Origin of the sequence: Vibrio hannami (genome assembly GCF_029589055.1) — a bacterium.
Lineage (GTDB): Bacteria > Pseudomonadota > Gammaproteobacteria > Enterobacterales > Vibrionaceae > Vibrio > Vibrio hannami.
In genome coordinates this window covers 1933300-1957100 of record NZ_JARQZP010000007.1, presented here as the reverse complement: position 1 = coordinate 1957100, position 23801 = coordinate 1933300, and the positions used below count along the sequence as shown (strand labels likewise).

General features: G+C 44.4%; 20 protein-coding genes and 2 pseudogenes. 19 read left to right on the top strand and 3 right to left on the bottom strand.

Features of this window, described 5'->3' with window-relative positions:
* Positions 1-4: 4 nt before the first annotated feature.
* The 19 genes and pseudogenes from pyrH (at position 5) to P7F88_RS23415 (ending at position 20641) form a co-directional block, all read left to right on the top strand.
* Positions 5-739 carry a UMP kinase gene (pyrH, locus tag P7F88_RS23505; protein ID WP_277828820.1) on the top strand — a complete coding sequence of 245 codons (735 nt, stop codon included), beginning with the start codon at positions 5-7 and terminating at the stop codon, positions 737-739.
* A gap of 35 nt (positions 740-774) precedes the next feature.
* Complete coding sequence (gene frr, locus P7F88_RS23500) at positions 775-1332, top strand: ribosome recycling factor (protein WP_277828819.1); 558 nt, start codon at positions 775-777, stop codon at positions 1330-1332.
* Positions 1333-1433: 101 nt separating this feature from the next.
* Entirely contained in the window at positions 1434-2186 is a 753-nt protein-coding gene (locus P7F88_RS23495; protein WP_277828818.1) for an isoprenyl transferase, read from the top strand.
* A 10-nt stretch (positions 2187-2196) separates the two neighbouring features.
* Positions 2197-3039, top strand: coding sequence for a phosphatidate cytidylyltransferase (locus tag P7F88_RS23490; protein WP_277828817.1), 843 nt, complete (start codon positions 2197-2199; stop codon positions 3037-3039).
* Between the two features lie 74 nt (positions 3040-3113).
* On the top strand, positions 3114-4322 hold the full coding sequence (gene ispC / locus P7F88_RS23485; protein WP_277828816.1) for a 1-deoxy-D-xylulose-5-phosphate reductoisomerase: 1209 nt from the start codon (positions 3114-3116) through the stop codon (positions 4320-4322).
* Positions 4319-5677 carry a sigma E protease regulator RseP gene (rseP, locus tag P7F88_RS23480; RefSeq protein WP_277828815.1) on the top strand — a complete coding sequence of 453 codons (1359 nt, stop codon included), beginning with the start codon at positions 4319-4321 and terminating at the stop codon, positions 5675-5677. The genes ispC and rseP overlap by 4 nt, the downstream gene beginning before the upstream one ends.
* A 49-nt stretch (positions 5678-5726) precedes the next feature.
* On the top strand, positions 5727-8141 hold the full coding sequence (gene bamA, locus P7F88_RS23475) for an outer membrane protein assembly factor BamA (protein ID WP_277828814.1): 2415 nt from the start codon (positions 5727-5729) through the stop codon (positions 8139-8141).
* 12 nt (positions 8142-8153) lie between these two features.
* On the top strand, positions 8154-8663 hold the full coding sequence (locus tag P7F88_RS23470; protein ID WP_277828813.1) for an OmpH/Skp family outer membrane protein: 510 nt from the start codon (positions 8154-8156) through the stop codon (positions 8661-8663).
* 5 nt (positions 8664-8668) lie between these two features.
* The gene (gene lpxD / locus P7F88_RS23465; protein ID WP_277828812.1) at positions 8669-9688 is read left to right on the top strand and encodes a UDP-3-O-(3-hydroxymyristoyl)glucosamine N-acyltransferase; all 1020 of its coding nucleotides are present in this window, start codon (positions 8669-8671) and stop codon (positions 9686-9688) included.
* A gap of 121 nt (positions 9689-9809) precedes the next feature.
* Positions 9810-10262, top strand: coding sequence for a 3-hydroxyacyl-ACP dehydratase FabZ (gene fabZ / locus P7F88_RS23460; RefSeq protein ID WP_277828811.1), 453 nt, complete (start codon positions 9810-9812; stop codon positions 10260-10262).
* A 1-nt stretch (position 10263) separates the two neighbouring features.
* Entirely contained in the window at positions 10264-11052 is a 789-nt protein-coding gene (lpxA, locus tag P7F88_RS23455) for an acyl-ACP--UDP-N-acetylglucosamine O-acyltransferase (protein WP_277828810.1), read from the top strand.
* A 75-nt stretch (positions 11053-11127) separates the two neighbouring features.
* Positions 11128-12276 carry a lipid-A-disaccharide synthase gene (lpxB, locus tag P7F88_RS23450; protein ID WP_277828809.1) on the top strand — a complete coding sequence of 383 codons (1149 nt, stop codon included), beginning with the start codon at positions 11128-11130 and terminating at the stop codon, positions 12274-12276.
* Positions 12269-12900: pseudogene (rnhB, locus tag P7F88_RS23445) on the top strand (ribonuclease HII). The gene lpxB and the pseudogene rnhB overlap by 8 nt, the downstream one beginning before the upstream one ends.
* A gap of 102 nt (positions 12901-13002) precedes the next feature.
* A pseudogene (gene dnaE, locus P7F88_RS23440) lies at positions 13003-16482 on the top strand (DNA polymerase III subunit alpha).
* A gap of 67 nt (positions 16483-16549) precedes the next feature.
* Positions 16550-17512 carry an acetyl-CoA carboxylase carboxyl transferase subunit alpha gene (accA, locus tag P7F88_RS23435; protein ID WP_277829264.1) on the top strand — a complete coding sequence of 321 codons (963 nt, stop codon included), beginning with the start codon at positions 16550-16552 and terminating at the stop codon, positions 17510-17512.
* Positions 17513-17573: 61 nt separating this feature from the next.
* Entirely contained in the window at positions 17574-18917 is a 1344-nt protein-coding gene (gene tilS, locus P7F88_RS23430; protein ID WP_277828808.1) for a tRNA lysidine(34) synthetase TilS, read from the top strand.
* 47 nt (positions 18918-18964) lie between these two features.
* The gene (locus P7F88_RS23425) at positions 18965-19279 is read left to right on the top strand and encodes a c-type cytochrome (RefSeq protein ID WP_277828807.1); all 315 of its coding nucleotides are present in this window, start codon (positions 18965-18967) and stop codon (positions 19277-19279) included.
* 97 nt (positions 19280-19376) lie between these two features.
* Positions 19377-19715: a nitrogen regulatory protein P-II gene (glnB, locus tag P7F88_RS23420; protein ID WP_277828806.1), complete on the top strand. Its 339-nt coding sequence runs from the start codon at positions 19377-19379 to the stop codon at positions 19713-19715.
* Between the two features lie 65 nt (positions 19716-19780).
* Positions 19781-20641: an endonuclease/exonuclease/phosphatase family protein gene (locus P7F88_RS23415; protein WP_277828805.1), complete on the top strand. Its 861-nt coding sequence runs from the start codon at positions 19781-19783 to the stop codon at positions 20639-20641.
* A 48-nt stretch (positions 20642-20689) separates the two neighbouring features.
* Here the strand turns inward: P7F88_RS23415 and P7F88_RS23410 are convergent, their stop codons facing one another.
* From P7F88_RS23410 to gloB, 3 genes are all read right to left on the bottom strand, one after another.
* Positions 20690-21376, bottom strand: coding sequence for a YIP1 family protein (locus tag P7F88_RS23410; RefSeq protein ID WP_277829263.1), 687 nt, complete (start codon positions 21374-21376; stop codon positions 20690-20692).
* The gene (locus P7F88_RS23405; protein WP_277828804.1) at positions 21376-22965 is read right to left on the bottom strand and encodes a LysM peptidoglycan-binding domain-containing protein; all 1590 of its coding nucleotides are present in this window, start codon (positions 22963-22965) and stop codon (positions 21376-21378) included. Before P7F88_RS23405 ends, P7F88_RS23410 begins: the two co-directional genes overlap by 1 nt.
* A 71-nt stretch (positions 22966-23036) precedes the next feature.
* Positions 23037-23795 (bottom strand): hydroxyacylglutathione hydrolase, encoded by a 759-nt coding sequence (gene gloB, locus P7F88_RS23400; protein ID WP_277828803.1) that lies wholly within the window; start codon positions 23793-23795, stop codon positions 23037-23039.
* Positions 23796-23801 lie beyond the last annotated feature (6 nt).

The following is a 23801-nucleotide window of genomic DNA, read 5'->3' as shown; positions in this document are numbered from 1 at the left end:
CTCCATGACAACAAATCCAAAACCTGCATATCAGCGTATTCTGCTAAAACTAAGTGGTGAGGCTCTTCAAGGTGAAGAGGGCTTCGGTATCGACCCTGCGGTTCTAGACCGTATGGCTCAGGAAGTTAAAGAACTGGTAGAACTAGGAGTTCAGGTAGGTCTTGTTATTGGTGGTGGTAACCTATTCCGTGGTGCTGGCCTTGCTGAAGCTGGTATGAACCGCGTGGTTGGCGATCACATGGGTATGCTAGCGACGGTTATGAACGGTCTGGCAATGCGTGATGCTCTTCATCGTGCGTACGTGAATGCTCGTGTGATGTCCGCTATTCCACTAAATGGTGTTTGTGATGATTACAACTGGGCCGATGCTATTTCTCAGCTTCGTCAGGGTCGAGTGGTAATCTTCTCGGCAGGTACTGGCAACCCATTCTTTACTACTGATTCTGCTGCTTGTTTGCGCGGAATTGAGATTGAAGCGGATGTTGTGCTTAAAGCTACAAAAGTAGATGGTGTATTTACTGCTGATCCAGTGGCAAACCCGGATGCAGAGCTGTATGATAAGCTATCTTATAGCGCTGTTCTTGAAAAAGAACTGAAAGTAATGGATCTAGCGGCATTTACATTGGCGAGAGACCACAAAATGCCTATCCGCGTATTCAATATGAATAAGCCAGGCGCATTACGTCGCGTGGTAATGGGTGAGGCCGAAGGTACTTTAATTTGCGAAAGTGCTGAATAACGGACTTGCCGAAAATTAAAAATTAAGGTGAAAACGTGATTGACGAAATCAAACAAGACGCTCAAGAGCGCATGGAAAAAAGCGTAGAAGCGCTAAAAAACAACCTGACAAAAATTCGCACAGGTCGTGCGCATCCAAGTCTGCTATCTGGTATCTCTGTTGAGTACTACGGTGCAGCGACTCCGCTTAATCAGGTTGCAAACGTTGTTGCAGAAGACGCGCGCACTCTGGCTATTACTGTGTTTGACAAAGAGCTTGCACCAAAAGTAGAAAAAGCGATCATGATGTCTGACCTTGGTCTAAACCCTATGTCAGCTGGTACTGTGATTCGTGTTCCTCTACCGCCACTAACAGAAGAACGTCGTAAGGATCTGGTTAAGATTGTACGCGGTGAAGCTGAGAATGGTCGTGTAGCTATTCGTAATATCCGCCGTGATGCTAACAGTGATCTAAAAGGACTTCTTAAAGAGAAAGAAATCTCTGAAGATGAAGATCGCAAAGCACAAGACGAGATTCAAAAAATCACTGATGCAGCAATCAAGAAAGTTGATGAAGCTTTAGCTGTAAAAGAAAAAGAGCTGATGGAAGTTTAATCAGACTCTACTACCTTTAATCACATAAAAACGCTGTACATGCAGTGCAGCGTTTTTTTTGTGTTATCATCCCCAACCTATCTACACCACTGAAATTCTTTATGTCTGAAACACAAGTAACACCTGAGTATTTTCCTAAACATATTGCCGTCATCATGGATGGTAATGGCCGTTGGGCTAAATCGAAAGGAAAGCCTCGCGTATTTGGACATCGAGCTGGAGCTAAAGCGGTAAGAAAAACCATTACTGCTGCGGCAAAACTAGGTATCAACGCTATTACACTATTTGCATTTAGTAGTGAGAACTGGAAGCGTCCGGCAGAAGAAGTAAACCTGCTAATGGACCTTTTTATTAGCGCGTTATCTAAAGAAGCCAAAAACTTACATAAAAATAATCTCCAGCTTAGGGTTATTGGTGATAAGTCAAAATTTAACGAACGTCTGCAAAGCAAAATTGCAGAGGCAGAGAAGCTAACTTCAAACAACACCGGTATGGTTGTGAACATCGCGGCTAACTATGGTGGTAAGTGGGATATCACTGAAGCGACAAGAACGATTGCTCGTAAAGTGAAACAAAATGAGATAGATCTGGATGATATCTCAGAGGGACTTATTGGTGACAACCTGACAATGTCAGATTTACCGGAAGTAGATCTGTTGATTCGTACCAGCGGTGAGTGCCGTATTAGCAACTTTATGCTTTGGCAACTTGCGTATGCTGAACTTTACTTTACACCCGAGTTCTGGCCAGATTTTGATGAGAACAGCCTGTCAGAGGCTGTGTCATGGTTTATTAATCGAGAGAGACGTTTTGGCTGTACTGGTGAGCAGATCAAAGCGCTGATAACAAGCTAGGGTAAATCACTTGAAACAACGAATCATTACCGCATTAATTCTTGCGCCTTTAGCGGTATTAGCTATTTTTGAATTATCATTTCCTTATTTTCTTCTCGTTCTAGCAGCGGTAACAGTCATTGGCTTTTGGGAGTGGGCGCAGTTTACTGGCAGCAAGTCCCGATACCTGGCTATGATTCCGACTCTTATCGCTTTTGCTGTCAGCTACATAGTGATTCCGTCCGATATTATGAGCATGAATATTGTTGCAACAGAGCACTTGTTTATGCTGGTGATTGCTACTATATGGTGGATCGTTGCCAGCGGCCTGGCTATCACCTACCCACGCTCTACAGTCACCTGGGAAGACTCTAAATTGTCGCGTCAGTTATTTGGTATGTTGACGCTTATTCCATTCTTTTGGAGTATTGTTCTGCTTCGTGCTCAGGATATCAGTGCCAACCCATATTACGGCGGTAAGTTGGTGCTTTTTGTCTGCCTGATAGTTTGGGCAGCAGATAGCGGTGCTTACTTTGCTGGTAAGTCATTTGGTAAACGAAAAATGGCGCCTAAGGTGAGCCCTAACAAAACCATTGAAGGTTTGCTAGGTGGCATTGTCACAGCATTTATTGTTGGCCTGGGTGCTAATCATTTCTTTGAGCTTTCCTTCTCCAGTACAGGAACAATGATGCTTATCATGGCTGTAACGGTTGTGATATCTGTTCTTGGAGATTTAGTTGAGAGTATGTTTAAGCGTGTTGCAGGAATAAAAGACAGTAGCAATATTATTCCCGGACATGGCGGCATGCTGGATAGGATCGACAGCTTAACAGCTGCATTTCCTGTTTTTACATTGCTTTATTTCACACTTTAGTGAGTTCAGGGAGTTTTCCTGAACTCACTTGAGTAATCTACTTATCCACTCATTGGCAGACACTAGAATATCAAATGCGTAAATTGACGATACTCGGAGCGACTGGATCTATAGGTACCAGTACTCTGAAGGTGGTAGCTGAGAACCCTGAACAATTTGAGATTACTGCTTTAGCTGCAGGAAGTAACGTTAAGCATATGGTCCAGCTTTGCCTGACCTGGCGTCCTAAGTACGCTGCTATGTTTGATTTGAAAGCTGCGAATGAGTTAAGAGCTGAGCTAAGAAACCTGAATCTGAACACTGAAGTTCTGGCTGGTGTGGAAGGCATGTGTCAGCTTGCTTCTCTGGACGAGGTTGACTCTGTGATGGCTGCCATCGTTGGTGCTGCCGGGTTGCTTCCTACTATGGCTGCGGTGAAAGCCGGAAAACGTGTGTTGCTTGCTAACAAAGAAGCTCTGGTAATGTCCGGTCAGCTTTTTATTGATGCGGTTCAAAAGTACGGTGCTGAGCTTCTTCCTGTTGATAGTGAACACAATGCTATTTTTCAATGTTTACCAGAATCGGTGCAAACTACGCTAGGCCATTGTCAGCTTGAATCTCATGGTATAGATAAAATCTTGCTGACAGGATCTGGCGGGCCTTTCCGTTATACAGATGTTAACGAGCTTCAAACGGTAACGCCTAAGCAGGCAATAGCACACCCTAACTGGTCTATGGGGCCTAAGATTTCCGTCGATTCAGCTACCATGATGAACAAGGGGTTGGAATATATCGAAGCTAAATGGCTGTTTAACTGCAATAAAGAACAGCTTCAGGTTATTGTTCATCCCCAGTCGGTTATTCACTCAATGGTGCAATACAAAGATGGTTCTGTTCTTGCCCAAATGGGTGAACCGGATATGTGTACGCCGATAGCTTTGACTATGTCTTACCCAGAGCGAATCTCCGCGGGTGTTAGTCACCTCGATTTCACTAAAGTTGGTGAGTTGTCTTTCATTCAGCCTGATTTTCAGCGTTACCCGTGCCTGAAGCTGGCTATCGAAGCTTGTTATCTTGGTCAACATGCGACAACCAGTTTGAACGCAGCAAACGAAATCGCTGTAGACGCCTTTTTGAATAAAGGTCTGAACTTTACTGATATCGCTGTTGTCAATGAACTGGTACTTAAAAAAGCGAGCTCAGGATTGAGTCAACTAGATGAACATTGCTTGGAAAGCTTGGTTGAGGTAGATAGAATGGCAAGACTACAGGCGGAAGAGATCGTTAGAGCGCGTTTATCATGACAGGTTTTTTATGGAATGCAGTCAGCTTCGTTGTTGCACTGGGTATCCTTGTAGCGGTACATGAGTTTGGGCATTTTTGGGTTGCAAGAAAATGCGGCGTTAGAGTCGAAAAATTTTCTATTGGCTTTGGACGGGCGATCTGGCGCAAAATCGGCAAAGATGGAACAGAATATACCATTTCAATGATCCCCTTAGGTGGGTTCGTGAAAATGCTGGATGGGCGCATTGATGACCTTTCGGAGAAGGATAAGCCTTTCGCTTTCGATCAAAAGCCGCTTTGGCAGAGAACATCCATCGTTGCAGCTGGCCCGATATTTAACTTTCTGTTTGCCATTTTTGCTTATTGGCTGATATTTCTTATTGGAGTGCCAGCGGTTAAACCTGTAATTGGGCAGGTAACACCTAACTCAATCGTTGCTCAGGCAGATATTAAACCGGGAATGGAGATTCTTTCTGTTGCGGGGCACCGAACCAGAGACTGGGAATCAGTCAATATGGGATTAGTAGGTCATATCGGTGATGAGCATATTACATTAACCGTTACTCCGGAAGGTGGAGTAGGGTTAGAAGAGCAGAAGATTCTGGATACACGTAATTGGGAGTTCGATCCGGAAACTGAATCTGTTATGGCGACTTTAGGTTTCCAGCCATACCGACCAGAAGTATTTAATGTTATCAGTCAGGTGACAGAAGGTGGAGCTGCACACAGTGCGGGTATGCAGGCCGGAGATAAGTTACTTGAGCTTGATGGCATTGAGATTACTGATTGGAGCCAGATTGTCGAAACAATACAGAGCTCACCGAACAAGCCAGTTAGCGTAAAAATTGAACGTTCAGGCGAAACGATGGAACTTATTCTGGTTCCCGAAGCCAAAATAGTTTCAGATAATCGAACAATAGGCTTCGCTGGTATTGCCCCGCAGGTGGGAGAGTGGCCAGAAGAGCATAAATTTGAACTGAAATACGGTGTCATAGAAGCGATTGGTAAGTCTGTTGAGAAAACAGGTCAGGTAATTGAACTGACATTTACTATGCTGAAAAAGCTGGTTGTAGGCCATGTTGGAATAGAGAACCTGAGTGGCCCCATCTCTATTGCCAAAGGTGCTGGAGCAACCGCTGATTATGGTCTGGTCTACTTTTTGGGCTTCCTGGCTCTGATCAGTGTTAACCTGGGAATCATAAATTTGATGCCGCTGCCTATATTAGATGGCGGACATTTGCTGTTTTATGCAATTGAGGCCATTATCCGTAAACCTGTTCCTGAGAAGGTTCAGGAAGTAGGATTCCGTATTGGCGGAGCAGTTATATTTTCGCTGATGGCAGTTGCAATTTTTAACGACTTTATGCGCCTGTAATATCAAATAGATATACAAGGTATTGTAGTAAGGAATAATCACAATAAGTATGGCTATTAAGCAAATACTGCTCACGTCTCTTATCGCGGTCAGCACGGCAGTGCAAAGTGCAGAAGAGTTTGTTGTTCAGGATATCAGAGTAGAAGGATTACAACGGGTAGCACTGGGTGCTGCTTTGTTAAAAATGCCGGTAAGAATTGGTGATACCCTCGATTCAAAAGGGGTATCGGATATCATAAATGCACTTTACGCTTCTGGTAACTATGAAGATATCAAAGTGCTACGTGATGGTGATGTGCTTGTCGTACAGGTTCTTGAAAGGCCGACCATTGCGAGTATTTCTTTCTCCGGTAACAAGGCGATAAAAGAGGAGCAGCTTCAACAGAACCTCGAAGCTTCTGGTATTCGTGTCGGTGAAGCTCTGGATCGAACCACTCTGAGTCAGATAGAAAAAGGCCTAGAAGACTTCTACTACAGTGTCGGTAAATATAATGCATCGGTGCAGGCTGTAGTTACTCCATTGCCACGTAACCGCTCTGATTTGAAGTTTGTGTTTACTGAAGGTGTATCCGCAAAAATCGAGCAGATTAACTTCATTGGTAACGAAGTTTTTGACGACGATGAGCTGCTATCTCGTTTTAACCTGAACGTAGATGTATCCTGGTGGAACTTCTTAGCTGATGATAAGTATCAGAAGCAGGTATTGGCTGCTGATATTGAAGCTTTAAAATCTTATTACTTAAACCAGGGTTATCTGAAGTTTAAAGTGGATTCCACTCAGGTTGCGATATCTCCAGACAAGAAAGGTGTGTACATCACACTGGATCTTGATGAAGGTAAGCCATATACCGTGAAGGATGTAGACTTTAAAGGCGAGTTAATAGGCAAAAAAGCAGTTTTTGAAGGCATGGTTCCTTTCGAGGCCGGCGATACCTATAACGGCGCACTTGTTACCAGCCTTGAAGAAGATATAAAGCGTGAACTAGGTGAAGCAGGTTATGCCTATCCAAATGTTACTACCGTTCCTGAGTTCGATGATGAAAAACAGGAAGTGGTACTTAATATTCACGTAGAAGCTGGAAATCGTATCTATGTAAGAGATATTCGTTTCACAGGCAACACCATTACCAAAGATGAAGTGCTTCGTCGTGAAATGCGCCAGATGGAAGGTAGTTGGTTAAACTCCAAATCGATTGAAACCGGTAAAACTCGTCTAAATCGTTTAGGGTTCTTCGAACAGGTCAACGTTCAGACCGTTCGTGTTCCAGGTACCGATGATCAGGTAGACCTTGTGTATAGTGTGACAGAAGCTAACTCAGGTAGTATCAACTTTGGCATCGGATATGGTACGGAGTCTGGCGTTAGTTTCCAGGTTGGTCTTCAGCAGGATAACTTTGCTGGCTCTGGTGATCGGGTTGGTATCAGCGCCATGATGAACGACTACCAAAAGAACATTAGCCTGGAGTATCGCGATCCATACTGGAACCTTGATGGTGTGAGTATGGGAGGCAAGGTTTTCTACAACCAGTTTGAAGCTTCTGAAGCCGGTATTGTTGACTATACCAACGAAAGTTATGGTGCCAAGTTGACCTGGGGTTTCCCTTTTGATGAGTTGAACTTCTTCGAAATTGGCATTGGTTATACCAACAATAAAATCTCTAATCTTGATTCCTATGTTCAGATAGAGAAGTTCCTGGAAAGTCAGGCATCCAATATTACTGGAGATGGTGACCTGCACGTTAATGACTTTGACGTTACATTGAGTTGGACCCGTAATAACCTGAACCGTGGTTACTTCCCTACAGCGGGTAACTATCAGAAAGCCTATTACACAATGACTACGCCAGGTTCAGACGTACCATACTTTAAGACGCAGTATGATGTCAGACAGTATTTCCCTCTGACCAAAAAGCATGAGTTTACGGTTCTTCTTAGAGGCCGTTTAGGCTATGGTAATGGCTATGGCCAGACTGATGGCAATGATAACCTCTTCCCGTTCTATGAGAACTTCTTCGCTGGTGGTTTCACAACCTTGCGAGGCTTTAGTTCTAACAGTGCGGGCCCTAAAGCGGTATACAACGAATCAGCATCCAATAACCCAAATTACATCGTCACTGATGATTCAGTTGGTGGTAATGCTATTGCGTTAGCTAGTGTTGAGCTTATCGTTCCTACTCCATTTGCTTCGGAAGAAACCCAGAACCAGATTCGAACCAGTATTTTTTATGATATGGCTAGTGTGTGGGATACAGAGTTTGATTACTTATCAGACGATAATGTTGCCTATGGTAACAAGTATTACTACGACTACTCAGACCCGACAAATTATCGCTCATCATATGGTGCAGCGTTGCAATGGATGTCTCCAATGGGACCATTAGTATTCTCTGTTGCTAAACCAATTAAGAAGTATGAGGGTGATGACGAAGAATTCTTCACCTTTACTATCGGCAGAACCTTCTAAAAGGAAACTATTTTGAAAAAAGTAATTAAAGCGGCTGGTATTAGCCTTGTAGTACTTACCTCTTCTGTCTTTGCGAACGCGGCAGAAGCGGCTCAGAAAATTGGCTATATCTCAACTGGTTATGTTGTACAAAACATGCCGCAGAGAGAAGCCATTATTACTAAACTTCAGGAAGAGCTTAAAGATGATCGTGCGGAGCTGGATAAGCTGGGTGCATCGATTCAAACTAAGCAGCAAAAAATTGAGCGTGATGGTTCACTACTTGGTGACGATGGTGTTCAGAAGCTTAGAATTGAAATAGAGCAACTGAAAGTTGAAGGCAAGGTTAAGCAGAACGATTACAACAAAAAGGTGAAAGCTCTGGAATATCGTGCTCAGGCTGAAATGATGAAACTGATTCAGAAAGCAACTAAAGAAGTTGCTGAAAAAGAAGGTTTTGACATGGTTATGGATGCACAATCGCTGCAGTTTGCAAAACCAGAGTTAAACCTGACAGAGAAAGTACTAGCAGGACTTAAGTAGGCTATATGATACAAGTCACTCTCGCTGAACTAGCGACAATTACAGGTGGAAAGGTATTGGGTGATGACTCAGTGCTGATTTCAAAAGTTTCTCCAATGGATAAGTCAGGGGAAGGGGATATTACCTTTCTCTCGAACGTCAAATATAAGAAACACTTAGCAGAGTGTAAGGCCTCTGCGATTATGGTGAAGGAAACCGAAGCCGAGCTTTGTGAGACAAACGTACTGGTTGTTGATGACCCGTATGTGGCTTATGCAAAGGTTGCTCAGCGACTGGATACCACTCCTTCACCTGCGAACGGTATTTCTGAGTATGCGGTTATCGCCGATGACGTGATTCTGGGAGCAAATGTATCTGTAGCTGCAAACGCGACTATCGAAGCGGGAGTAGTACTTGGTGATAACGTATCGATAGGTGCTGGATGTTTTATCGGTAAGAATACCAAAATTGGCTCAAACACTAAGTTGTGGGCTAATGTATCGGTCTACCATGACGTTGAAATTGGTGAATCTTGCCTGGTGCAATCGAATACGGTTATTGGTGCTGATGGTTTTGGTTATGCCAATGAGAAAGGCGAGTGGGTGAAAATCCCTCAGGTAGGTAGTGTACGTATCGGTAACCGCGTAGAGATTGGTGCCTGTACTACTATCGACCGTGGTGCGTTGGATGACACAGTTATCGAAGATAATGTGATTCTAGACAACCAATTACAAATCGCTCACAACGTACACATCGGATATGGTACCGCAATGGCTGGTGGTACAGTGGTTGCGGGTAGTACTACTATCGGTAAATACTGCATTATTGGTGGTGCTTGCGTTATCAATGGGCACATAGAGATTGCCGATGGTGTTACCATCACTGGTATGGGCATGGTTATGAGAAGCATATCTGAAAAAGGTATGTATTCTTCAGGCATTCCACTACAGCCAAACAAAGAGTGGCGTAAAACAGCAACTCGAGTTCACCGTATTGATGATATGAATAAACGACTTAAAGAAGTAGAGAAGAAACTCGAGTTTTAAGTGTGTTTATGCAGATAAAACGCTGCTCATATGCATTTTTTTATAAAAGGTCTGCAAAACGCGGACCTTTTTCGACTATAATCCCCAACAATTGAATTGAAGACTTTATAGGAATATGGCTTTGACTACTGAAAAGAAAACAATGGATATCACTAAAATCAGGGAACTGCTTCCTCACCGCTATCCATTTCTGCTGGTTGACCGAGTAACAGACTATGAAGAAGGTAAATACCTTGTAGCAATTAAAAATATTTCGGTTAACGAACCTCAGTTTACTGGTCACTTCCCAAGACTTCCAATATTCCCTGGTGTAATGATTCTTGAAGCAATGGCTCAGGCAACCGGGTTATTAGGCTTTGCCAGTTTTGGTGCTGCTGCAGACAATGAGCTTTACCTGTTTGCTGGAGTAGACAATGCAAAATTCCGAAAACCAGTTGTACCAGGTGATCAATTAGTTCTTGAAGTTGAATTGGTTAAAGAGCGTCGCGGTATTGCGATGTTTAATGGTATAGCGAAAGTAGACGGTGAAGTAGTGTGTTCTGCTGAGCTGAAATGTGCACGTCGAGAAATTTAATATGATTCATGAAACCGCTCAAATCCACCCGGCCGCGGTGGTAGATGAGGGCGCTATCATTGGTGCCAATGTTACGGTGGGGCCTTTTACCTATATCACTAGTGGTGTAGAGATTGGCGATGACACTGAAGTGATGTCTCACGTTGTGATCAAAGGCAACACGAAAATCGGCAAAGAAAACCGTATTTTCCCTTTCGCCGTTGTAGGTGAAGAGAATCAGGACAAGAAATACGGTGGTGAAGATACCAAAGTCATTATTGGCGATCGAAATGTAATTCGTGAAAGTGTTCAAATCCACCGAGGTACAACACAGGACAAAGCGCAAACGGTTATCGGTGACGACAACCTGCTTTGTGTGAACGCTCACATTGCGCACGACTGTATTGTTGGGAATGGTACCCATATTGGTAATAACGCTATCCTGGGTGGACACGTAACGGTTGGTGACTATGCTGGCGTTATGGCGCTGTCAGCTATCCATCCTTTCTGCGAAGTTGGTGCGTATGCATATATCGGTGGCTGTTCAGCAGTGGTTCAGGATGTTCTTCCTTATGTGCTGGCTCAAGGTAACCACGCCAAACCATTTGGTTTAAATTTGGTTGGTTTGCAACGTAATGGCTTCGAGAAGTCTGAGTTGCGAGTGCTTCGCCGCGCATACAAAGAGATCTATCGTTCTGGTAATACTCTCGAGGAAGTTAAACCCGTACTTGAAGAGATGGCTAAAGAGTGTCCTGCAGTTGGCCGCTTTAGTGAAATGCTAGAAAGATCGGAACGTGGCATTATCCGCTAATCGTTATCTGTATTACTGATTAAAAAGATCGTTGCCATCAGGTGGCGATCTTTTTTTCGTCAATAAGGACTCATAATGAGAAAACCTATCCGTATAGGTATTATCGCAGGTGAATTGTCCGGCGATACACTTGGCGAAGGCCTTATCAAAGAGATAAAGGCAATTTATCCCGATACTGAGTTTGTCGGTATTGGCGGGCCGAAAATGATAGCTCAGGGTTGCCAGTCTCTGTTTGATATGGAAGAGCTGGCTGTAATGGGGATTGTCGAGGTACTAGGTCGCCTACCGCGTTTACTGAAAGTTAAAGCAGAGCTGATAAAACACTATACTCAAAACCCACCAGATGTGTTTATAGGCATTGATGCACCAGACTTTAACTTGCGAGTCGAAAAAGATCTCAAAAAAGCCGGAATCAAAACAGTCCATTATGTATGCCCCTCGGTATGGGCATGGCGACAGAAACGAATATTCAAGATCAAGGAAGCCACCAATCTGGTTTTAGCTTTTCTTCCCTTCGAAAAGACCTTCTGTGACAAATTCAATGTTCCATGTGAGTTCATTGGGCATACGCTGGCAGATGCTATTCCTTTAGAAAACAGCAAAGTTGAAGCGCGTGATGTCCTGGGGTTGGAACAAGATAAAAAGTGGCTGGCTGTTTTACCGGGTAGTCGCGGCTCCGAGTTAAAGTTATTGGCAGAGCCCTTTATCGAAACTTGTAGAAAGCTAAATGTAAAATACCCTGAACTTGGCTTTGTCGTCGCTCTGGTAAATGATAAGCGCCGGGCTCAGTTTGAAGAAACATGGAAAGCCATTGCACCTAATCTCAACTTTGTCCTTGTTGATGGGACGGCAAGCAATGTAATTAAAGCCTCTGACGCTGTTCTGCTTGCTTCCGGGACAGTGGCTCTTGAATGTATGCTGATTAATCGTCCTATGGTTGTGGCGTACAATGTAAACCCAATTACAGCCTTTATTGCGAAGCGACTCGTGAAAACTAAATTTGTTTCTTTGCCGAATATACTGTCGGAAAGGATGCTGGTGAAAGAATATCTGTTGGATGAGTGTAACCCTGAAAACCTGTTTGCTGAAACGGAGAGGTTGCTCAATAGCGATACGAGTGAAATGACAGATAAGTTTACCGAGATGCACCACTGGTTAAAAAAGGATGCTGACAAGCAAGCAGCGAAAGCGGTTCTTAAGTTAATCGGAAAATATAATGACTAAAACCAGAACAAAAAAAGCGCTTCAGGAACTACCACCATTTGAATATCCCGTGGGATACTCATATTTTGCGGGTGTAGACGAAGTGGGGCGTGGGCCACTGGTTGGGGATGTTGTAACGGCAGCAGTTATTCTTGACCCGAACAACCCAATTGAAGGCCTGACTGATTCGAAAAAGCTATCAGAAAAAAGCGTATGGCTCTTTTCCCTGAAATTCAGGAAAAAGCGTTAGCCTGGTCGGTTGGTCGATGTTCTCCTACTGAGATAGATGAACTCAATATCTTGCATGCTACTATGCTGGCGATGCAAAGAGCCGTTGAAGGATTGATGCTTCAACCTGATTACGTATTGATTGATGGTAACCGCGTTCCAGAACTTGCAATGAATGGCGAAGCAGTAGTAAAAGGCGACTTGAGGGTTGCTGAAATCAGTGCTGCATCTATTATTGCTAAAGTCATTCGCGATCAGGAGATGGAAGAGCTAGATAAAAAGCATCCTGAATTCGGATTCGCAAAGCATAAAGGTTACCCAACCAAAGCGCACTTCGAAGCAATCGAGAAGCACGGTGTTATTGATGAACATCGTAAAAGCTTTAAGCCGGTTAAAAAGGCTTTAGGTTTAGAGTAGGTTACAGGTTACAGGTTACAGGTTACAGGTTACAGGTGAAAGGGTAGCTTGTTTTCAGAACGCAGTGTTGAAGAATGAAAAGCCAATTGAGTTTATAAATTAATGTCAGATCCTAAATTTATCCACCTCCGGGTTCATAGTGACTTCTCCATGGTAGACGGCCTGTCTAAAGTGCCTCCTCTGGTAAAAAAGTTGCTGAGCTTGGAATGCCAGCAATGGCTCTGACAGACTTTACCAACCTGTGCGGCCTGGTGAAGTTCTACAATACCGCGCACGGTTCGGGTGTTAAGCCGATTATCGGTGCGGACTTCACCATGCAATCAGAAGACTTTGGTGAAGAGCTTACCAAAATTACTGTTCTGGCAGCGGATAACAAAGGTTATAACAACCTGACCCTTCTTATCTCAGAAGCGTATCAGCGTGGACATGTCCAGCATCAGCCTGTTATCGATAAGCAGTGGTTAGTTAACCATAGTGAAGGAATTATCCTCCTATCCGGTGGTAAAAGTGGTGAAATAGGTAAAGCGCTACTCAAAGGTAACCAGCCTTTAGTGGATAAATGTGTTGCCTTTTATCAGGAACATTTTGCTGATCGTTTTTATCTAGAGCTAACCCGAACAGGCCGCGCCGACGAAGAGAGCTATCTGCATTTCGCGTTAGAGTTGGCAGAGAAGGCAGAGTTGCCCGTTGTAGCAACTAACGAAGTTGTTTTCCTTACCGAAGAGCAATTCGATGCGCACGAAATTCGTGTAGCTATTCATGATGGCTACACGCTAGAAGATCCAAGACGTCCAAAAAATTACAGCCCACAGCAGTACCTTCGTAGCGAAGAAGAGATGTGTGAGCTCTTCTCTGATATTCCCGAAGCATTAGAAAACAGCGTAGAAATCGCTAAGCGATGCAATGTAACCGTGCGCCTTGGCGAATACTTCCTTCCCGCCTTCCCGACAGAAGGAATGGAAGAGACTGAGTTCCTTATCAAGAAATCAGAAGAGGGACTGGAAGAGCGATTAGAATTCCTTTTCCCTGATGCAGAGGAAAGAGCAAAGCGTCGCCCTGAGTATGATGAGCGTCTACAGATAGAGCTCGAAGTAATCAACAACATGGGATTCCCTGGTTACTTCCTTATCGTAATGGAGTTTATCCAGTGGTCAAAAGACAATGATGTACCCGTAGGGCCAGGTCGAGGCTCTGGTGCCGGTTCTCTTGTGGCGTATGCGCTAAAGATTACCGATCTGGATCCGCTGGAATACGATCTTCTTTTCGAACGATTCCTTAACCCGGAACGTGTATCCATGCCCGACTTCGATGTCGATTTCTGTATGGATAAGCGAGATCAGGTAATCGACCACGTAGCAGAAATGTATGGGCGTGATGCGGTATCGCAGATCATCACCTTCGGTACTATGGCGGCGAAAGCGGTAATTCGCGATGTTGGCCGTGTTCTTGGTCACCCATACGGCTTTGTGGACAGGATCTCTAAGCTTGTGCCACCAGATCCGGGCATGACGCTGGAAAAAGCGTTCAAAGCTGAACCACAATTACCAGAAGTTTATGAAGCTGATGAGGAAGTAAAAGAACTCATCGATATGTGCCGCATTCTGGAAGGAGTTACCCGAAACGCTGGTAAACACGCTGGTGGTGTGGTTATCTCGCCAACTACGATTACTGACTTTGCGCCTATTTACTGTGATGCGGAAGGTAACTTCCCGGTAACTCAGTTCGATAAAAACGACGTAGAAACCGCTGGTCTGGTTAAGTTTGACTTCCTTGGTCTTCGTACGCTAACCATTATCGACTGGGCTTTGGGCCTGATTAACCCAAGGCTGGCTAAAGAGGGGCTAGATCCGGTTCGTATTGAATCTATTCCTCTTGATGATCCTGCATCGTTTAGAATCCTGCAAAACTCAGAAACCACAGCGGTATTCCAGCTCGAATCCCGTGGTATGAAGGAGCTGATTAAGCGCCTTCAGCCGGACTGTTTCGAAGATATCATCGCACTGGTAGCCCTTTTCCGTCCGGGGCCTCTTCAATCGGGCATGGTAGATAACTTTATCGACCGTAAGCATGGCCGTGAAGCTATCTCTTATCCGGATGAAACCTGGCAGCATGAATCGCTGAAAGAAACACTCGATCCGACATACGGGATTATCCTGTATCAGGAGCAGGTAATGCAGATTGCTCAGATCCTTGCAGGCTACACTCTGGGTGGAGCGGATATGCTTCGTCGTGCGATGGGTAAGAAAAAGCCAGAGGAGATGGCAAAGCAGCGTGCAGTTTTCGAAGAAGGTGCGATTAAGAACGGTGTAGACGGCGAACTGGCTATGAAGATCTTCGATCTGGTAGAAAAGTTTGCGGGCTACGGTTTCAACAAATCGCACTCTGCTGCCTATGCATTGGTTTCTTACCAGACGCTGTGGCTAAAAACACACTATCCAGCCGAGTTTATGGCAGCGGTAATGACCGCAGATATGGATAACACCGGAAAAAGTCGTAGGGCTTGTTGACGAGTGTATCCGCATGGGACTGAAAGTACTGCCGCCGGATATTAACGCAGGTCTGTATCGTTTTAATGTTGATGAGACTGGCGCTGTAGTATATGGCATCGGTGCGATCAAAGGCGTTGGCGAAGGTCCAATTGAGACCATAATTGCAGCCCGAAATAGAGACGGACACTTTAAAGACCTGTTCGATTTCTGTGCTCGTATCGATCTTAAAAAGGTGAATAAGCGAGTTATAGAAAAGCTTATTCAGGCTGGTGCACTCGACAGACTTGGTCCGCACCGTGCGGCTATGATGGCATCATTGGATGACGCGGTAAAAGCAGCAGGCCAGCATCATCAGGCAGAAGCGTTTGGTCAGGGCGATATGTTTGGTGTTCTGACTGAAGCACCAGATGAAGTCGAGCAAAAATACGCCCAGGTTCCTGCATGGCCGGAAAAGGTCTGGCTGGAGGGTGAACGCGAAACTTTGGGGCTTTATCTGACTGGACACCCGATAAATGCTTATCTGAAGGAACTAAATAAGTACACTAGTTGTCGATTAAAAGATGCAACGCCAACAAGGCGTGACCAGTCAGTAACACTGTCTGGCTTAGTTATTGCTGCTAGAGTGATGACAACTAAGCGTGGAACCCGAATCGGAATAATGACACTGGATGACCGTTCGGGCAGAATGGAAGTGATGTTATTCTCTGATGCTCTGGATAAGTACGCAGAATTGTTAGAAAAAGACAGAATTTTGGTCGTTTCCGGACAGGTCAGCTTTGATGACTTCAATGGTGGGCTTAAAATGTCCGCCCGCGAAGTGTTAGATATTGGGGAAGCTCGTGAGAAATTCGCGAGAAGTTTATCTATTTCGATTGAACAATCTCAGATAGACGAACAATTTTTTGAACGATTTAGTTCAATAATAGAACCCCACAGAGCCGGTACTGTACCGGTAAATGTTTATTATCAGCGTCCGGATGCGCGAGCTCGACTCGCTCTTGGCGCAGAATGGCGTGTAACGCCGAATGATGCACTACTAGATGATTTAAAACAGCTGCTTGGCAAAGGCCAGGTAGAACTCGAATTTAACTAAAATCCAGTTGTTGTGGCCTGAAGCCCAAAGCAGTGGAACGGCGTAACAACTGAATAACTAAGGATTCATAGATGAGCTTAAACTTTTAGAATTTGAAAAGCCTATCGCTGAACTTGAAGCAAAGATTGAAGCGCTTAGAGATGTTTCTCGCCATGGTGGCGATGCTTCTGTTGATCTGGACAAAGAAATTCGTCAGCTGGAAGACAAAAGTCTTGAGCTAAAGAAGAAGATTTTTAGCGACCTTGGTGCATGGCAGGTTGCTCAACTAGCTCGTCATCCTCAGCGTCCATATACACTCGACTATATCGAGCACGTATTTACAGAGTTTGAAGAAATGGCAGGCGACAGAGCCTACGCTGACGACAAAGCTATTGTTGGCGGCATGGCGAGACTAAATGGCCGACCAGTAATGGTTATCGGTCATCAAAAAGGTCGTGAAACCAAAGAAAAAGTGATTCGTAACTTTGGTATGCCTAAGCCAGAAGGTTACCGTAAGGCTCTACGCCTGATGGAAACCGCAGAGCGTTTTAAGATGCCAATCATCACCTTTATTGATACGGCTGGTGCATACCCTGGTGTTGGTGCTGAAGAGCGTGGCCAGTCTGAAGCGATTGCTAAAAACCTTAAAGTGATGGCGGGCCTGAGTGTACCTGTTATCTGTAATGTGGTTGGTGAAGGCGGCTCAGGTGGTGCTTTAGCTATCGGTGTTGGTGATTTTGTTAACATGCTGCAGTATTCAACTTACTCTGTTATCTCGCCTGAAGGTTGTGCTTCTATCCTATGGCGTGATTCAGATAAAGCACCGCAGGCTGCAGAAGCTATGGGTCTTGTTGCTCCTCGTCTAAAAGAGCTAGGCTTGATTGATGAGATTATTGAAGAGCCGCTAGGTGGCGCTCATCGCGACCCTGTTCAGATGGCACAGAACATGAAAGAAATACTGACCATGCAGCTGGATGCAATATCAGTACTCGACAATGAGACGCTTTTGGAACGCCGTTACCAGCGCCTGATGGATTACGGTTACTGTTAATTCATCTCCCTACAGTCGATGACTGTCAGGCACATATTCATATAGAATAAAGCGAGTCATTATGGCTCGCTTTTTTATTGAGGTAATTTTGCTTTATTCCACTTTTTCTTCAGTACTGGACTCCTATCACCAGCGTGGTAAAACCGTAGTGCTTGCACTTAGCGGGGGAGTGGACTCTAGGGTTATGCTTCAGCTTTTATCTGAATATAAGCAGAATAATCCTCGCAATAATTATTTAGCTGTTCATGTACACCATGGTTTGAGTGCCAATGCTGATAGCTGGGTAGAAAAGTGCCAAAACTGGTGTCAGGAGTCTAATATTCCTTTAACCACTGAGTACGTAAATCTAGAGCTAGGTAGCCAGATAAGTATCGAGCAGGAAGCCAGAGATAAGCGTTACCTGGCTCTTGGTCAGCATATCTTTGAGGGTGATACGCTTCTTACCGGGCAGCACCTATCGGATCAAACAGAAACGTTTTTATTAGCATTAAAGCGGGGTAGTGGTCCCAAAGGCTTATCATCAATGCCTGATATCTCCTCTTTTGAAAAGGGGCGCATACTCAGGCCATTACTGCAATGTTCCAGAGAGGAGATTGTTCGCTATGCAAATGAACGTAATCTGGAATGGGTTGAGGACGAAAGCAATACTGACGATAAGTATGATAGAAACTTTCTGCGCAATAATATCGTCCCGTCTCTTAAGCAGCGCTGGCCTCATATCGAGAATGCTATTTCCAGAAGTGCAGACCTGTGTTCACAACAAGAGCTTTTGATTGAGGAGCTACTAGCAGAACGTCTGGGAAGCATGATGTCTGAAGATCTTGGTCTATCGATTGAATATTTAGCTAACCAAAGTACGTTGGCAAGAAATCAGTTAATTCGCATGTGGCTGTCCAGGAGCGGGTGGCTGATGCCATCTCAGAAGCAGCTTGAGAAAGTCTGGACAGAAGTCGCACTTGCAAAAGAAGATGCAAATCCAAGGTTAAATTACGCTTCTGGTGAACTACGTCGTTATAAAAATCGAATCTATATGGTGCCTAGGAGTAGTGATATTTCTGAATGGCACTGTGATGTGATTTTAAATGAAAGAGTCACTCTTCCTGATGATTTAGGTACTTTTGAAGTAAAGAGTCATGAACAAGGCGGATCTGTCAGGTTACCTATAGGGGATGAAAAGCTATGGGTCGCATTTGATCCTGAAGGATTATCAGCACATCCATGCGAAAGGGGACATAGTCGAAGTCTGAAAAAATTATTTCAGGAATATGGTGTTCCAAGTTGGCAAAGACGCCGTATACCTATTTTGATGGTCAATGATAGAGTTGCTGCAGTAGTCGGATTATTTGTAGATAAAGCTTTTAGCGGCAATGATTGTGAATTAGTATGGAATAAAACGAATCAATGAGTTAAGGCTCTTGAATAAAGCAAAATGAAGCAAAAAGGAAGATAGCAATGAAGGTACTAACAACTGGAGCAATGATTGGATTATGTATGCTAAGCGGTTCTGCACTGGCAGCCGGAGACGCTGAAGCCGGTAAAGCTAAAGCCATGATCTGTGCGGCGTGTCATGGAGCTGATGGTATCGCTGTTATTCCTGGATATCCTAATCTTAAGGGCCAGAATGAGCAGTACATTATTTCGTCTCTAAAAGCATACAAAGCCAAAGAGCGAAATGGTGGCCTTGCAGTGCTAATGCAACCTCAGGCTTCAATGCTAAGTGATCAGGATATTGAAAACGTTGCGGCTTACTATTCTAGCATGAAGTAATATGCTCGCTAATAGTGAGAACAGTTGGCTGGTACTATTGGCTAATCAACAGATTTCAGCAATAATAGTGCGATAAGTTGTAGATTAAGGGATTAAGATGAAAAAAATTGAAGCCATTATCAAGCCGTTTAAGCTTGATGACGTACGTGAAGCGCTTGCGGAAGTTGGCATAACTGGTATGACAGTTTCAGAAGTTAAAGGCTTTGGTCGTCAGAAAGGACACACCGAGCTTTATCGCGGTGCGGAATACATGGTCGACTTCCTGCCAAAGGTTAAGCTGGAAATTGTTGTGAACCAGGACGTGGTTGATCAATGTATCGATACTATTATCGAAACTGCTCAGACTGGCAAGATTGGTGATGGTAAGATTTTCGTGACCAATGTTGAACGTGTTATTCGTATTCGTACTGGTGAAGAAGACGAAGACGCAATCTAACAGCGTTACCAATATTCAAAAAAGCCCGGATTTACCGGGCTTTCTCTTTTCAGTAAGTCCAAGTAATGAAAAAACGCCTGATACAAGCTTCCCTATTTTTCGCAATTATTCTGGTTACTGTATTTTCAGCTTTCCAGATAGTATTTGAAGTCCCTGAGCAAGCCTCTCTTTTGGTTCAGCATGACTCTAACTGGAGCGAAACTAAACAGTGCTCTGGTAATATTCGGACAAAACCTCTGGATGAAGATGGTGCCATTAATCTACTGGTATGGAATATCTACAAGCAAAACCGTGATACGGCATTAGAGAAGCTTTCGACATACGCTAATAATGCACAATTACTGTTGTTGCAGGAGGCGAGCCTTACCGATGATCTTAAGGAGTGGATCGCTTCGAGGAACTGGGATAGCAATCTGGTGAGGGCTTTTGATGTTTTTGATACCAGTGCAGGGGTAATTAGCTTATCTGCTAGCTTGCCCCAACAGGCCTGTGCATACATTGAGAAAGAACCGCTTCTCAGATTGCCAAAATCCGCGCTCTATACTCGTTATCCTCTGAATAATGGCCAGGAGCTTGCTGTGATTAACGTGCATGCTGTTAACTTTACTATTGGCACAGAGACGTTCCACAGACAGCTTGAAGTGCTGAAACAGGCGGTGAGCAAGCATCAGGGGCCACTGATTCTGGCTGGAGACTTTAACACCTGGAGTGGAGAGCGGCTGAAAGAGCTGGAAAATATTGCTGCGGCTCTTCAGTTAAAGGAGGTTGTTTACACTCCCGATAACAGAAAGACCTTTATCAATGGATTGCCTCTGGATCATGTCTACTATAAAAACCTAACGCTTATTAAAGCAAAAGCGCCCGTAACGGACGCTTCTGACCATAATCCTATCCTGGTTCAATTCAGAACGGATTCGACGCTTTGAGGCTTTGCTTTTAAACAAGACAGCGTTTCTTAAACAAGGCAGTGCTTCTTAAAACAAAGCGATGGAAAGCCCCCAGAATAGGTAGAAGCTGACCCAGGGTAAAACAGCAATTTTTAGCGCTTGTGTCTTGTTAAACTCGGTCCATGCGCCAATTGCTGAATAGCTCAAAACAATATACCAGGGTAGTAACAGAGGTAGTGAGCTGGCAAAAGCAGACCATTCACTTGTCATTGGTAGCTTGAGCAAGCCATTAAGGCTATTCAAATCCGCTGCGTATGACATCACCTGTCCATGATTAACCAAAAGGCTTACATAGCTTGCAAAATCTCCCAGAACCGCAGGGAACAGAATAACCGAGCTTGCCCCTAGCCATTTCCAGTAGCCGAAGTTGTACTGGCTAGGTTTCGTCGCCAGTAAAAACCAAAAGGCAAGCAGAGCGATAACAATAGTACGGTTAAAGATATCACCCAATATTTCGCTCGCCATAAGGGTGTCTTTATCAAGTAGATCGATTTGGTCCGGAGCCACGATAGCCAGTTGCTGTGTCATGTTAGACTTAAGCCATTCAAAATCGACAATATCGAAATACGACCCCCAGAAAGCAAAAGGGCTTAAAATAAGAATGATATAAATAATCCAGCCCCACATTCCTCTTTGGTACAAAGCAGAGAAGCAAGACATAGGTGCCCGAAAAATATCGAGCATCATAATTAAAGGATTACGAGAGGGGACAATCATACACTTACCTTAGTGACATCAACATAAAGCTTAATTTGCTGGCCTGGCTTAATATATCTGCTCTTGTTCAGATTATTCCATTTAACGATGTCAGCGGTTTTAACCCGGAACTTGCTAGCGATACCACTTAAAGTATCACCGTTGCGAACCTTGTAATGAACAGTGCGAATGATAGAGCCCTCGCTGCCGTTCTTCCATATTACCAACTTCTGACCAATGCGAAGAGTATCTCTTGGACCCATTCCGTTCCACTTTGCCAAAGACTGGTGTGAAACCTTATGTTTACGCGCGATAGTCCACAAACTATCACCTTTAGATACAGTATGAGTTACTTTGTACTTTCCACGAGCAACAGACTGCGTCTTCTGAAGGCGATTTTGTGCGCTGAATACATAAGCATCATCGCCTTTACTTGATACAGGAATCATCAGGTGCTGTCCTGCACGGATAAAGCTCCCGTTGAGGTTGTTCACGGTACGGATGGTATCGCTGGTGGTTTTGTGTTTTTTAGCAATGACACTCAGTGAGTCGCCTGACTTCACTTTATAGCGAACCACGCGAACACCTTTACCTCGATTTTCTTCCGCTTTTGCGGCAAAAACATCCGTTCTCTCTAGTGGCAGCAGAAAATAGTGAGGGCCTTCTGGTGGTGTCGCCCATTGGTTGTATGCAGGATTAAGTTTTTGTAGGTCGCCTACTGTCATTCCGGCATAAGCCGCGGCTACTGCGATATCTAGTTGCTCTCCAGGGTCAACCTGTTCAACAACCTGCTTGTTGGCAATTGGTGGGATCGCTACACCATATTTTTCCTGATTCTTTACAATGTCAGCCAGCGCAAGCAGCTTAGGCACATATCCACTGGTTTCTTTAGGGAGATCCAATGAGAAAAAATCGGTGGGCTTACCTGCGTTTACATTTTTCCTAATCGCGCGGGAAACTCTTCCACCACCACTGTTATAGGCGGCAATAGCATGGTTCCAGTTTCCTTCAAATCTCTTGTTTAAACTCTCAAGGTAGTCAAGTGCCGCGCTTGTGGCTGCTTTTACGTCTCTTCGGCCGTCGTACCAGTAGTTCTGATCCAGCCCATACATACGTCCTGTTCCCGGTACAAACTGCCATAAGCCAGCTGCGCTGCCATGGGAATAGGCGAATGGGTCGAATGAACTTTCAACGATAGGAAGAAGCGCTAGCTCCAGAGGAAGGTGACGGTTTTCAATCTCTTCAACGATGAGGTATAAGAACGACTCTGCGCGTTGGGATACTGCTCTTAGGTGGTTGGGGTGTTTGATATACCAGTTGCGGTAGTAATCGACTTTCTTCTGTTCCGGTATTGGCATGTTGAGCTGCATACCAATGCGGTTCCAAATATCTTCCTGATTCCAGGGGGTGGCCTCTGGTTGTTTATCAACAGCACTAACAGCAGATGAATTGAGCGTCTCTTCAGTTGGCTCTTCTTTACTACTAGCCGTAGTTTCCTCAACTGAGGACGAAATAGGGTTCATCTCATCAGTTGCGACACTATCTTGTTGGGTCGTCTGGCAACCTGCTAAAAACAGCAGAAGAGCCCAACTAAACACTCGTTTCATTTACTAACACCTTTGTAAAAAATAGCCAGTGATAATACTTCTAGCAGTAACAGCAGACAAGTCGATAGCCATCAAAAATCGTTTTTCCATTGTCGTAATGCTGCAAAGATCTCAATTGGAGAGTTGTCTTTAGTACGATTACTGACAGATTGGATGATAGTGGGCTCCGTTGTCCGAAGAAACGGATTAACGCTTTTTTCGCGCAACAGAGAGGTTGGAATGGTCGATTTTTGCTGAGAACGCAGTTGTTGTACTTCATCCCGGTATAGTTGCAGTTGTCTGTTATCAGGCTCGGCCGCGAGTGCAAATACGATATTTGAAGCTGTGTATTCATGAGCGCAGTAGATTTCGGTTGAATCTGGTAAGGCAGAAATCTTGTTTACCGAATCAAACATCTGCTCCGTTGTTCCTTCAAAGATTCTGCCACAGCCTGCGGAAAACAGAACATCTCCGCAAAACAGTTTGTTGTCGCCGAAAAAACCGATATGTCCGTTGGTGTGTCCCGGCAGGTCTAACACAGAAAATGTAACGTCAAACAGGGAAAGTTGGTCCCCTTCAGACATACTATGAGTAAGGTTTGCGATCGCGTCATTCTTAGGGCCAACGATTTTTACCTGAGGGAAAGCGCGATGCAGGGCAGCGACACCACCAGTATGATCATTGTGATGGTGAGTGAGTAGAATAGCCTCCAGCGTTAAACCATGCTCTTCAATATAACTAAGCACTGGCGCTGCATCTCCAGGGTCAACAACCGCGCATGCTTCTGTGCTATTGTGAATCAGCCAGATGTAATTATCGTTAAATGCAGGTATGCTTTTGATGGTTAACATATTTCG